11 protein-coding genes are annotated in these 12,678 nt (G+C 67.7%); 6 read left to right on the forward strand and 5 right to left on the reverse strand.

All coding sequences use genetic code 11. The features are described 5' to 3' along the window. Positions 1–142 precede the first annotated feature (142 nt). Positions 143–745, reverse strand: coding sequence for a TetR/AcrR family transcriptional regulator (locus tag V7067_RS10560; RefSeq protein WP_334175862.1), 603 nt, complete (start codon positions 743–745; stop codon positions 143–145). A 74-nt stretch (positions 746–819) separates the two neighbouring features. On the opposite strand from V7067_RS10560, the gene bdcA reads away from it, so the two are divergent. The 3 genes from bdcA (at position 820) to V7067_RS10575 (ending at position 4,804) form a co-directional block, all read left to right on the forward strand. Next, positions 820–1,533, forward strand: a complete 714-nt coding sequence (bdcA, locus tag V7067_RS10565) for an SDR family oxidoreductase (RefSeq protein WP_334175863.1) — start codon at positions 820–822, stop codon at positions 1,531–1,533. Between the two features lie 16 nt (positions 1,534–1,549). Beyond that, complete coding sequence (locus V7067_RS10570) at positions 1,550–2,203, forward strand: NAD(P)-binding domain-containing protein (protein WP_334175864.1); 654 nt, start codon at positions 1,550–1,552, stop codon at positions 2,201–2,203. A gap of 477 nt (positions 2,204–2,680) precedes the next feature. Next, entirely contained in the window at positions 2,681–4,804 is a 2,124-nt protein-coding gene (locus V7067_RS10575; protein ID WP_334175865.1) for a mechanosensitive ion channel domain-containing protein, read from the forward strand. A gap of 138 nt (positions 4,805–4,942) precedes the next feature. Here V7067_RS10575 and V7067_RS10580 read toward each other — a convergent pair whose 3' ends face one another. Both V7067_RS10580 and V7067_RS10585 read right to left on the reverse strand, forming a co-directional pair. Next, entirely contained in the window at positions 4,943–5,683 is a 741-nt protein-coding gene (locus V7067_RS10580) for a response regulator transcription factor (RefSeq protein ID WP_334175866.1), read from the reverse strand. Between the two features lie 61 nt (positions 5,684–5,744). Next, on the reverse strand, positions 5,745–7,775 hold the full coding sequence (locus V7067_RS10585) for a sensor histidine kinase (protein WP_334175867.1): 2,031 nt from the start codon (positions 7,773–7,775) through the stop codon (positions 5,745–5,747). 379 nt (positions 7,776–8,154) lie between these two features. Between V7067_RS10585 and V7067_RS10590 the strand changes: the two genes are divergently transcribed. Beyond that, the gene (locus tag V7067_RS10590; RefSeq protein WP_334175872.1) at positions 8,155–8,853 is read left to right on the forward strand and encodes a class I SAM-dependent methyltransferase; all 699 of its coding nucleotides are present in this window, start codon (positions 8,155–8,157) and stop codon (positions 8,851–8,853) included. 73 nt (positions 8,854–8,926) lie between these two features. Here the strand turns inward: V7067_RS10590 and V7067_RS10595 are convergent, their stop codons facing one another. Continuing rightward, entirely contained in the window at positions 8,927–9,706 is a 780-nt protein-coding gene (locus tag V7067_RS10595) for a 3-hydroxybutyrate dehydrogenase (RefSeq protein ID WP_334175868.1), read from the reverse strand. Positions 9,707–10,069: 363 nt separating this feature from the next. On the opposite strand from V7067_RS10595, the gene V7067_RS10600 reads away from it, so the two are divergent. Beyond that, a complete protein-coding gene (locus V7067_RS10600) occupies positions 10,070–10,594 on the forward strand; it encodes a Fur family transcriptional regulator (protein WP_334175869.1) in 525 nt (174 codons plus the stop codon). A 127-nt stretch (positions 10,595–10,721) separates the two neighbouring features. After that, positions 10,722–12,023 (forward strand): flavodoxin-dependent (E)-4-hydroxy-3-methylbut-2-enyl-diphosphate synthase, encoded by a 1,302-nt coding sequence (ispG, locus tag V7067_RS10605; RefSeq protein WP_334175870.1) that lies wholly within the window; start codon positions 10,722–10,724, stop codon positions 12,021–12,023. A 15-nt stretch (positions 12,024–12,038) separates the two neighbouring features. Here the strand turns inward: ispG and thpR are convergent, their stop codons facing one another. Next, the gene (gene thpR, locus V7067_RS10610) at positions 12,039–12,575 is read right to left on the reverse strand and encodes an RNA 2',3'-cyclic phosphodiesterase (protein WP_334175871.1); all 537 of its coding nucleotides are present in this window, start codon (positions 12,573–12,575) and stop codon (positions 12,039–12,041) included. Positions 12,576–12,678 lie beyond the last annotated feature (103 nt).

Raw genomic sequence — 12,678 nt, forward strand, 5'->3', positions numbered from 1 at the left:
ACGTGGCCGGTTACGGCGTCGGGCGGATGAGACAGCAAACTGCCGTTGCTGCGCTATCACGCGATAGATCCCGACCGTCGGCGACGGCGGCCGCAGACCTCGCCGAGTGCCCGTTCAGCGACAGTTGCGCCGCTGCTCCTCCTCAGGGGTGTGCCTCGGAGGGGATCGCTGACGCCAAAGCGGAACTCGCGATGCGCGCGGTTTCGAGGAGTTGATCGAGAGTGTGGCCGCTGCGGGCCTTGGCTGAAAGCCCGCACATCACTGTGCTCACAAAGTTGGTCACCCGTTCCGCATCCTGCGGATGACGTGCGGCAACATAGTCCAGAATGGTCTTCTCGGCAGCGCGGTTGAATGCGCAGGCCGCTTCGCGCGCCTCCGGGTCGTTGGAGCGCGTGCCCTCAATAACGAGGCATCCGGCTCGGCCAGACGCGTCTGCATACCGCCGTGCGGCTTCTTCGAGAAGATGCGCAAGCGCGTCAGCAACAGGGCGGTCATCCCGCAGAATATCGGAAAGTGGGATGGCCCCGTTTTCCGACCACCGATCCAGAACACGCGAAAACAGCGCGGACTTGCTGTCGAACGCGGCGTAGAAACTCGGCGGGTTTATGCCGAGCGCCTTTGTAACGTCGCTCACGCTGACCGCGTCATAGCCACGCTCATGGAAAAGCGCCTGCGCTGTTGCAACCGCCTCCTGCGGATCGAAGCGCCGCGGCCGTCCGCGGGGTTTGATATTTTTTGTACTCATGATTACAAAAATCATTGACTGAGCGCCGGAGACAATTATGTATCGCCTCGTACATTAATGTGCAAGGAGGCCGTATGTCGGCGTTTCAGGAAAAATCGGTTCTGGTCCTCGGCGGAAGCCGCGGTATCGGCGCCGCAATCGTCAGGCGTTTCGCGCAGGACGGCGCAAAGGTGACCTTCACTTACGCCGGCTCGGAAGCGGCCGCCGGGCAACTGGCCGCAGAGGCCGGCGCTCGGGCGGTCCGGACGGACAGTGCGGATCGGGATGCGGTCATTGCGAGCGTCCGCGAAAGCGGGCCGCTGGACGTTCTGGTGGTCAATGCCGGCATCGGCATCTTCGGAGATGCGCTGGAGCAGGATCCGGATGCCATCGACCGCCTCTTCAGGATCAACATCCATGCGCCCTATCATGCCGCTGTCGAGGCGGCCCGGCATATGCCGGAAGGCGGCCGGATCATCATCATCGGATCGGTGAACGGGGACCGCATGCCTGTCCCCGGTATGGCCTCCTATGCCGTGAGCAAATCTGCGCTGCAGGGGCTGGCCCGCGGACTGGCGCGCGATTTCGGTCCGCGTGGCATTACCATCAACGTCGTGCAGCCGGGCCCCATCGATACCGATGCCAATCCCGCCGATGGCCCGATGAAGGACGTGCTGCACAGCTTCATGGCCATCAAGCGCCATGGCCGGCCGGAAGAGGTGGCCGGGATGGTCGCGTGGCTGGCCGGACCGGAGGCCAGCTTCGTCACCGGGGCCATGCACACGATCGACGGCGCATTCGGCGCGTAAGGAAGGCGTTACGGCGATGACGACAATCGGCATAATCGGCGCGGGCGAAGTGGGAAGCCAGCTGGCCCGCGCCGCCATCAAAGGCGGCTATGAGGTCGTCATCGCCAATTCACGCGGCCCTGAAAGTCTTCGTGCTCTCGTGGCGGACCTCGGAACTGCGGCCCGGGCCGCGACGGCTGCAGAAGCGGCGGCGGCCGGTGATTTCGTGATCATCGCCGTCCCGCTCAGGCTCATCAATGACATGCCGGCCGAGGCCCTCGCCGGCAAGATCGTGCTCGATACCAACAATTACATGCCCTGGCGTGACGGGCGCTATGCAATGGTCGATTCCGGGGAAAAGACCGAGCACGAGCTTCGTCAGGAACACCTGCCGAAGTCCAAGGTCGCCAAGGCCTTTACTCATATTCAGGCGCCGCGCCTGTTTCTGTCCGCCCGCCCGGCCGGCGATCCGAACCGCCACGCCCTGTCGGTTTCCAGCAATTTCCCGGAAGCAGTCGAACTGGTGACGCACCTCTACGACCGGTTTGGCTTCGACACCGTCGACAACAGCCCGCTCAGCGAATCCTGGCGCAGCGGCCCGGGCCAGCCCGCCTGGCTCGCGCATGCCCATCAGACACGCGATCAGCTTGCCGCAAACCTGCGCAAGGCGCGCCGTCTTCCGCGACGATAATCAGGCGGGCCGTGCGGCCGGCTTGCGCGATGAATGAGGCGGCGCGCACCGGCCGGGGAACCGGACTGCGCTCTGTTTTTCATGGGAGATGACGGGCATCGGAAGCTCGCTGCGAAGCAGTTCGGCTGCGTTTGCCATGCGGGCTGCTCCTGCACCGGCAGGCTTGTTTCAATGATATCCGATTATGGCCTTAAAAACGTATCGAATGACATGCGAACCGGGGATAGTTGCTCGTAAGAAATCCTGAAAAACACAGAATCAGTCTTTATTTTCAAATTATTACAGATATAAATTCTGTATAATAACAAATGAATTATCGTTCTGCGCCGCATATACTGTCGCCAATGCGCGCGTCACAGGTATTCGCCCATGGGGTGAGGGCGCGGCAGCGAGATGGGCGGGGATTCCGGCGGATATCCGGGACCGGGGGCTTCCGCGCCTTTGCGTCGGGGAGTGACGATGGCGATCTTACGGGGGATGGCACTGCCGAAGGCGGTGTCGCTGGCATTTCTGTTCACGGCCTTATGGCTGTGCTTCGCGGGCGTGGCCGTGCGCGCCGCGGACAAGGCGGACCGTTCCGCCGGCCCGGGCGAGGGCGCGATCATTGAGAAGCAGATCGACGCGGATCTGGCCGATGCGAAAGCCGATCTGCTGAGCATCCTGACGCGGCTGCGCGGCTCGTTCCACGGTGCGCTTGCGGCCGTCGAAACCTTCCCGGCCGATATGATGGCCGCGCTCGACCGCGAGGAACCGCGGGAGGAAATCGATGCGTGGGTGTTCGGCGGGCTGGGTGCCGGCGTCGTGGCCGTTATTGCGGGCCTGATCGTTGCCATTCCCTTCGAGCGGTTCACGATCGGCCATCCGAAGGCGCTCCCGCCCGGCGAGACCGAACTCTCGGTCAACGAGCGCATTGCCTTCCTGCTGCGGCGCGGCGGCCTCTGGCTGGTCGGCACGCTGATCCTGTTTCTCGTCGGGCTCGGCGTGCTGGAGGTTCTGGGCAAGGATCATGACCTGCTGCACCGCACCGCGCTGCTGATTCTGGTGTGGTTCGCCGGGGTGCGGGCGGCGCGGCAGATTTTCCGCACCATCGTCGCCCCCGGGCTGCACGGCTGCCGCATCGTGGCGCTGGAAGACCGCGAGGCCCGCGGCCTGATGCGCAGCCTCAGCCTTTTCGCCGCTCTGTTCGGTCTGGTGGTGGTGGCGGATATCTGGCTGGTGGTGCTGCAGCTGCCGACCGAGTCCCGCCAGCTGGTGGGGCTGGCGCTGTCGGCGCTGCTGGTGCTGATCCTCATTGCGCTGTGCGTGACCGACCGCAGGGTCGTGACCCGGGCGCTGGGCTGGACGGCCGGCTGGCGCGGCTGGGTGGCCCGTAACTGGTGGCTCGTGGCGGTGGTCTATTTCATCGTTTCGTGGGTCATCCGCGGCATCCGGGTGCTGATCGGCGACGGCGGCGGCTCCGAACTGGTCGTCGCGCCGGTGTTGCTGGTCTTTGCCGGCCTTGCGCTGCAGGGGGTCTGCCGCCTCGTTCTGGCGCAGCTGATCCGCCCTTCGGCCACGCTCTACACGGCCGATGGCCGCCGCCTGCCGGATTTCCTCGACCTGTCCTATACGGGGGCGGCGCTCGTCATCTCGCTGACGGCCTTCGGCGTGCTGCTGGAAACGTGGGGGCTGTCGTTCTCCGGCACGGGCGCCGGTCTCACGGCCATCAAGGCCGGCCTGATCGCGGTGTGCGGCTATCTGGTCTACAAGGCCATTGAGATCGCGGTGGAACGCAAGCTCGCCATGGAGGGGGCGATTCCGGGCATCGTGGTCGCCGATCCCGACGGGGCGCAGCCGCTCGCGCCCGGCCAGTCGCGCATCGCCACCCTGCTGCCGATGGCGCGTGCCTTCCTGCTCACGGCCGTTATCGTGATCTCGGCCATGATGATCCTGTCGGAGCTGGGGGTGCAGGTGGCGCCGCTGTTCGCCGGCGCCGGCATCATCGGTCTGGCACTGGGCTTCGGCTCGCAGACGCTGGTCCACGATGTCATGTCGGGCGCGTTCTTCCTCATCGACGATGCCTTCCGCGTCGGCGAATATGTCGATGTCGGCGGCGCGCAGGGCACCGTGGAGCGCATCTCCATCCGCTCGTTCCAGCTGCGCCGCACCAACGGCGATCTCGCCACCATCCCGTTCGGCGGCGTCAAGCAGATCAACAACCTGTCGCGCGACTGGCAGGTGGCGAAGCTGCCGTTCAGGTTTCCGCTCGGAACGGACCCGGAGAAGGTGCGCAAGGTCATCAAGAAGGTGGGGGAGCGGCTGGCGGCCGACCCGGATCTGGGGCCGAAGTTCATTGCTCCGGCCAAGTCGCAGGGCATCTCGGCGGTGGATTCCGGCGGCCTGACCATGCGCGTCAAGTTCATCACCAGACCGGCCGACCTGTTCATGGTCAAGCGTCAGGTCTATCTGGAGTTGCTGCGCGCCTTCGAGGCCGCCGGTCTGGCGCTGACGAACAATGTCGTCACGGTGCATATCGACAACCCCGAAGCGCTGACGGCGGCCGAAAAGGCCGCAGCTGCCGGCGCGGCCGCTGCGCAGGCCGGCCAGCCTGCGGCCGGCTGACCCGACACCGGCAGGCGGTGCAGGGCCGCCGTCACGGCCTGCGGGCGGCAATCCGACGGGAAGAGGCGCAGCCGTTGCTGCGTCTCTTCGTTTCCGGCCCGGCGGATGCAGCGCCGCGCTCCCGTCATCGCGCTCTCGTTACGGCTCTCCCGTCACGACCCCGCCAGACCCGGCTCTCTCATCACCGGCCCGTGCATCGCCGGCGAACACATAGCCATAGCCCCGCACCGACTGGATGGGCAGATTGCAGTCGCACGCCTTCTCCACCTTGCGCCGCAGGCGGAAAAGCAGAACCTCGACATGGGGCGTCCGGTCCGGGGTGGCGCCCCCGGCGGCCTGAACGGCGGCGCTCAGGTCCGCGCGGCTCACCGCGCAGCCCGGCCCGGCCATCAGCCGCACGACAAGGCCGCACTCCTGCGGCGTCAGCACCACCGAGCGGCCGTTGGGGCAGGTGAGTTCCCAGCGAACGGCGTCATAGGTCCAGCCGCGGACCGGCGCGCCGCGGGCGAGGCGGGCATGGAGATTGCGGATCACCAGCACCAGTTCGGTCATATCGACGGGCTTCAGCAGGTAGCTGTCGGCCCCCAGCGCCAGTCCCTGCAGGCGGTCGTAACCGGCCGAACGCCCGGTCAGCACCACAACGCCCATCCGCTGCTTCAGCCCCAGCCGCTCAAGCCCGCTGAAGCCGCTCTCGCCCGGCAGGTTGATATCAAGCACGATGACATCCGCCGCCTCGGACTTCAGGGCCCGTTCCAGTCCGGCAATCGAGCCGGCCGGCCGCACGCTCATCCCCGTCAGGCGCAGATAGGTGCAAAGACCGTTGCGCAGGTCTTCATCGTCTTCCACCACGACGACCCGGATCGCGCTTTCCTCTGCCATCGTGCCTTCCTCAAGCCCGCACCGGCGCGGTGCCCGGGCGGTATTTCGTCTGCCGGCCTGCTCACGGCCGCGCCGGCAGCACAATCTCAAACAGGCTGCCCCCGTCCCGCGTTGCCGTCACCGTCACACGACCGCCGTGAATCTCGGCGATCTGGCGCACGATGAACAGCCCCAGCCCTGCGCCGGGCAGGGACGCCTGAGAGGGCGAGCGATAATAGCGCTCAAAGATCGCCTCCCGCTCCGCGACGTCAATACCGGGGCCGCGGTCTGCAACGCGGACGAACAGGCTTTCGCCCGCGGTTGCGAACTGAACCCGGACCGGTCCGGGGCTGTATTTCAGGGCGTTCTCAACCAGATTGCCGATTGCCAGACGCAGCAGCATCGGGTCGGCGACGAATTCGGGTCTGCCGGCACCTTCCACCACGATGCGGGGCGCGCTTTCCTTGCCGGCATCCTGCACGACGTCGTCGATGAGGGCGCGGATGTCGGTCCGGCGCAGGCGCGGCTGCAGAGAGACGTTGCTCAGCCACTCCTCGGCCAGAAAGGTGTCGATCAGCCCGCCGAGGCGGCCGACGGCGCGGCCGATCATGCCGAGTTCGTAGGTGGCCGCGCTGGCGGCATCCGCAAAGCGGGTGCGCAGAATCTGCACTGCGGTGCTGATGGTGGCGAGCGGGGTGCGGAATTCGTGGCTGACCATCGAGAGCAGATTGCGCTGCACGCGCAGGGCCTGCCGCAGCGCCGCTTCGGCCTCGCCGCGGGCCCGGTTCTCGTCCTCCAGCTCGCGCGTCCGTTCCGCCACCGCCTGCTCAAGCTCGCGCTCGCTCCTTTGCAGGGCGTCCACCAGCTGCAGTTCAAGGGTGCGGCGGGCCTGAACGCCGGCCCGCATCGCCACCGTGATGCCGGTGAACAGGGCGGCAATCTGCACCAGAACCAGCGCCGGAAAGGTCCATGCGCTGAGGGCGGTCAGCGGCAGGAGGCCCAGAACCCGCGCGGCATAGGCGAACAGCACGGCGCAGAAGACCGAGAAGCCGGTGAAATACCAGATGCCGGCCGGTTCGCCCGCCCGCATGAAGCGATAGGAGGCCACGACGACGAGAAGGCAGAAGACCACGGAAAGCACCAGCAGCGGAACGAGAAACGCCTCGTAGGCGTAGAACGGCGTCACCACCAGACCCGCCACCGCATAGAGCATGAAGACCGCCATGAACGCGCGCACCAGCGGCATGGCCCTGAAATTGCGGAAGATTTCCAGAACGGTGGCGATCAGCGTGATGACGGTCAGGTACAGGACGACGCTGTGCAGCGAAAACAGCGCCGCCGGCGGAAGGCCGCGTAAAAGCTGGCAGACGAGGCCGGTCGTGATGGTCTGCAGCGCCATCATGCAGATCGTGTTCAGCCCCAGCAGCACGAGCCGGCGCTCGCGTAGCCAGAGCCCGGTAACGATGGCCGACAGCCCGAGCAGCGCTGCCGCACCCAGAATCAGGGCCAGCACGAGCGTGACGAGGACGGTGTTGCCGACAAGGTCCGGCAGGCGCCAGAAGCTGAGCTGCGCCCGGATCGCCCGCGTGCCGGCAAGGCGGACATAGACGACCTGCTGTTCGCCCGGCGCCAGCACCGCCTTGAAGACGAATGGCAGAACCGGCAGCGCCCGGGCTGCGAGCGGCGTTCCGGCGCCCGATTTCTGCTGCACGCTGCGAATGCCGTCCGGCGTTTCGGCCGGCATCCACGCATCCGCGGCCGCAGTCAGCGGATGGGCATCGACGGCGAGCCACCACTCGCCGCTGCCGGCGCCCCCGGCCCGCACGGCAAATCGTAGCCACCACGCCCCGTCATTATCGATGCCGGGGTTGAAAAGCCCGTCGACGGCGGCAAAGCCGCCCTGCGCGGCGATCCGCTGCACGGCATCGAAATCCAGTGTGCCGCCGGTATCGTGGAAGGCCTCCACATGGCCTTCCACGGCCACCGGTCCGGCGGCCGACCCGTCGAGCGTGACCGGCGGCAGGCCGCCGGCCCGCGCCGGAGACAGGGCGGGCAGCCACAGGATCAGGATCAGGATCAGGGCGGGCCACAGCCGGCGTATCGTCTGCATCATGCCCGGGTCTGCTTCATTGTCTGCGTTTCCGCTGTCTGCCGTCCCCGGGCCGCACGCGGCGGCGGCCGGAACCGGCCCCGGGGACCCGCGCGCCGGCCGGCCTGAAAGAGGCGGCGATCCCGCCGCCCCGTGCAGTCCGGGCCCTGACTTTACGCGCGCCTGACTTTACGCGCCCGTGGTTTTCCCCGCACCGGGCTTCCCCGGTGCCCGTCTTCCGCCCGTGCCCGGACCGCGTCTCAGGCGTTGTAAGCCGGCTGCTTCACACGTCCGTGCTCTCCGCATGGCACGGTGGCGGGATTAGGCCGTTGCCGGGGCCGGAATCCGGGCCGGCCGAGCCGCCTTCCTGCAAGCGTTTCAAGGCCGATCCATGACCAAGGTGATGTCCCGCGTTGCGTCCTCGTCCCCGCCACCGGCCGGTCCGTCCGGTTCTCCGACACCCGATCTCGATCTGGCAACCGTCGAAAAGGCCTATGCGCGGTGGGCGCCGGTCTATGATGCCATCGTCGGCCCGGTCTGCCGGGCCGGCCGGCGGGCGGCGGCGCGGGCGGCGGGCCAGGTCGGCGGCCGCATTCTGGAAATCGGCGTCGGCACCGGCCTGTCCTTTCCCGACTACGGGCCGGCAACGCGCATCACGGGCATCGATCTTTCCGCGCCGATGCTGGAAAAGGCCCGCCTGAAGCTGGCCGGCGGGCGCTTCGGGCACGTCAGGGCGCTGAGGCAGATGGATGCCCACGATCTCGAATTCGCCGATGCGAGTTTCGATTGCGTGGTGGCGCAGTTCGTCATCACGCTGGTGGCCTCGCCGGAGCGGGTGCTGGACGAGTGTGCCCGCGTGGTGCGGCCGGGCGGCGAGGTGATCCTCGTCAACCACCTCTATTCGGAAACCGGCTGGCGGGCCGCGGTGGAGCGCTGGTTTGCGGCGCGCACCCGCGGCATCGGGCTGCGGCCGGAATTTCCGTTCGCGCGGATCGGCAGCTGGGCCGCGGCGCACCCGGAGATGGAGCTGGTGGAGCGCACCGCGCTGAAGCCGTTCGGCATCTACACCCTGATGCGCTTCCGCCGGCGCCCGCAGGCCTGAGGCCGGCGCGCGGAAACGCAGAAGGCCGGGCGGGAGCCCGGCCTTTGCGGTGTCGTGCCGCCGGAGCGGTGCCTTACTGCGCGGTCCAGCCGCCGTCGATCGGGATGATCGCGCCGGTGATGGAGGCCGCGCCGTCGCTGGCCAGGAAGAGTGCGAGCGAGGCGACCTGCTCGACGGTGACGAACTCCTGCGTCGGCTGTTCGTGCAGCAGGAACTTCTTCACCTCGTCTTCGCTGATGCCGCGGGCCTTGGCCTGATCGGGGATCTGCTTCTCCACCAGCGGCGTCCACACATAGCCGGGGCAGATGGCGTTGACGGTGATGCCGGAGGTCGCGGTTTCAAGGGCGATGGTCTTCGTCAGGCCGGCGATGCCGTGCTTGGCGGCCACATAGGCGCTCTTGAACGGCGAGGCGACCAGCGCGTGGGCGGACGCGGTGTTGATGATGCGGCCCCACTTGCGCTTCTTCATGCCCGGCACGGCCGCGCGGATGGTGTGGAACGCCGAGGTGAGGTTGATCGCGATGATCGCGTTCCACTTCTCGATCGGGAACTCTTCCACCGGCGCCACGAACTGGATGCCGGCGTTGTTCACCAGAATGTCGACGGCGCCGAAGGCGGCTTCCGTATCGGCGATCATTTTGGCGATTTCGTCCGGCTTGGTCATGTCGGCCGCGTCATAGACGGCCTTGACGCCGAAGTCCTTCTCGATGCCGGCGCGGGTCTCTTCAATGGCATCGGCCGGACCGAAGCCGTTGATGACCACATTGGCGCCGTTGGCGGCAAAGATCTTCGCATAGGCGAGGCCGATGCCGGACGTGGAACCGGTGACAACGGCGGTCTTGCCCTTCAGCATGGACGTGTTTCCTTGCACTGGATAGCAGTGATGGCACCTGACCGGCAGGTGCTCCTTGCCGGGCGATCAAACCACCCGGCCCGTGAAAAGTCGAACGGAATTGCACGGTTCCGCCCGGGGGTCTGCGGACGGCGATCACACCCGCGCGAGACGGGGATAAATACGTCGCATGGACACAAACATAACGCGACGGTCGCCGGGTTTGACTTGCCGGCTGCGAAACCCCACCTTGGCAGAAAGCTCTGCCCCGGGCGAAAGCGGTCTGGCGGCCGTTTCTTCGTTCCGGGCAGAACGGCATCATGCTACAGGCCGATCATGACGGAACGACTGCTTCATGGCGGGGCCGGGCGGCCGGCACACGCAGTGACGGGTGCCTGCGGCTGCGCCGATGCCTTCCCCGATCCCGGCCACGACCACCGCCACTGCGCCGCCGATGTGCTGGCGCGGGCCGATGCGGTGTGCCGGCGCGCCGGGGTGCGGCTCACGCCCGGCCGGCGCGCGGTGCTTGAAGTGCTGCTGGCGGAAAGCCACCGCCCGCTCGGGGCCTACGACATCATCGAGCGGCTGGCCGCAGGCGGCGCGCCGCCCGCGCCGATCTCGGTCTATCGCGCCCTGAATTTCCTGACCGGGAACGGTCTGGTGCACCGCATCGAGCGGCTCAATGCCTTTCTGGCCTGCGCAGGTACCCACGATTCGGCCCGGCCGGTGGTGTTTCTCATCTGCGAGACCTGCCGGCAGGTGGCCGAGATTCCGGCCGAGAGCCTCGGTCTCGACGTGGCCGGGCTGCAGGCGCGCACCGGCTTCGTGCCGCGCAATGCGGCGATCGAGATTCTGGGGGCCTGCGCCCATTGCGCGGCGGCCGGCCCCTCCGCGCCGGCAGCGGGTTGACGCACCCGGTGCGCTCTGGCACCACCAGAGCCGTTCCGGCCCGCCGGCGGCGCCGGACCACGGGCGGGCGCGGCTGCGCAGCGCCCGCAGGGGTGCACCGCCGGGCGTTCTTCTGAAGGACAGCATCATGGACCGAGCCGTCAGCGATCAGGCGATGGAAGCCAGTGCGGAGGCCGGGCCTGCGCCGCGCCGCCCCGCGGTGGGCGTGGATGTCGGCGGCGTCATGGTCGGCGGCGGGGCACCCGTCGTGGTGCAGTCCATGACCAACACCGACACCGCGGACGTGGATGCGACCGTGCAGCAGGTCGCCGCCCTTGCGCGGGCCGGCTCGGAGATCGTGCGCATCACCGTCGACCGGCCGGAATCGGCCGCCGCCGTGCCGCACATCCGCGAAAAGCTGGAAAAGCGCGGCATCCGCGTGCCGCTGGTGGGCGACTTCCACTATATCGGCCACCGCCTGCTGGCCGATCACCCGGCCTGTGCCGAGGCGCTGGCGAAATACCGCATCAACCCCGGCAATGTCGGCTTCAAGGACAAGAAGGACAAGCAGTTCGGCGCCATCGTCGAACTCGCCGCCCGCCACGACAAGGCGGTGCGCATCGGCGTCAACTGGGGCTCGCTCGATCAGGAACTGCTGACGCACCTGATGGACGAGAACGCCGCCGCCGAGAAGCCGAAGCCGGCCGCCGCCATCCTGCGCGAGACCATTATCCGCTCGGCGCTCTATTCCGCGGCGCGCGCGGAGGAGATCGGCCTTGGCCGCGACCGCATCATTCTGTCGGCCAAGGTCTCGCAGGTGCAGGATCTGATTGCCGTCTATCGCGATCTGGCGGCGCGCTGCGACTATGCCCTGCACCTCGGCCTGACGGAGGCCGGCATGGGCTCCAAGGGCATCGTTGCCTCCTCGGCCGCGCTGTCGGTGCTGCTGCAGGAAGGCATCGGCGACACCATCCGCATTTCGCTGACCCCGGAGCCCGGCGGCGACCGCACGCTGGAAGTGAAGGTGGCGCAGGAAATCCTGCAGACCATGGGCTTCCGCACCTTCCTGCCGGTGGTGGCGGCCTGCCCCGGTTGCGGACGCACCACCTCCACGGTGTTTCAGGAACTGGCGAAGTCCATCGAGGCCCACATCGGGGCGCGCATGCCGGTGTGGCGGGAGCAATATCCCGGCGTGGAGCGGTTGAAGGTGGCGGTGATGGGCTGCATCGTCAACGGACCGGGCGAGTCCAAGCACGCCGATATCGGCATCTCGCTGCCGGGCACCGGCGAAATCCCCACCGCCCCGGTCTATATCGACGGCCAGAAGGCCGGCACGCTGCGCGGACCGAACCTTGCCGTGGAATTCCAGACGCTGGTCGAGGACTATATCCGCAAGCGCTTCGGCGACGGGGCGGCCGCGGCGAGGACGGAAAGCGAGCCGGCGGCCTGAAGCCGCCCGGCCCCCTCAGGCGGAGAGCGGAAACGCCTCTTCCACCAGATAGGGCCCGCCGCCCACCGAGGCGCGGGACGAAAACAGCACGAAGCGCGCGGCGATGAACGGCGGCAGCGAAAAGCCGCCGCGCAGCGCCAGCCAGTCCGCCACCTCGCGCGGGGTCGTGCCGCGCAGCCGGGCGAGGGTGATGTGGGGGGTGTATTTGCGCCCCTCCGCCGGCAGGCCGAGGCGCTGCAGGATGCGCTCATGCTCGGCCTGCAGTTCCGTCAGGGCGGCGTTGGGGGCAACCCGCGCCCAGAGCGAATGCGGCCTGGCGCCGCCGAAGCTGCCGAGCCCGTCGATATGGACCGGCACCGAGGCCCGCCGCACCCGGTCGAGCGCATTGGCGATCTCGTCGGCGGTGCGCTCGTCGATGTCGCCGATGAAGCGCAGGGTGATGTGGTAGTTCTCCGGATCGATCCAGCGCGCGTTGCGCAGGCCTCCGCGCAGAAGGCCGAGCTGCATCCCGACGGCTGCCGGAATCTCAAGACCTGTGAAGAGCCGGGGCATTGCCACCCTCCTCCGGTGATTCGATCCGTCCTGTCATTGGGCGCCCATCGGGCCGCCGCTGGCAAGGCACCGCCGCGGGCCGCGGCGCGTCATCCCCTGAAAG

The sequence above is a fragment of the Pseudoxanthobacter sp. genome, assembly GCF_036822375.1.
In the GTDB taxonomy this organism is placed as follows: Bacteria; Pseudomonadota; Alphaproteobacteria; order Rhizobiales; family Segnochrobactraceae; genus Pseudoxanthobacter.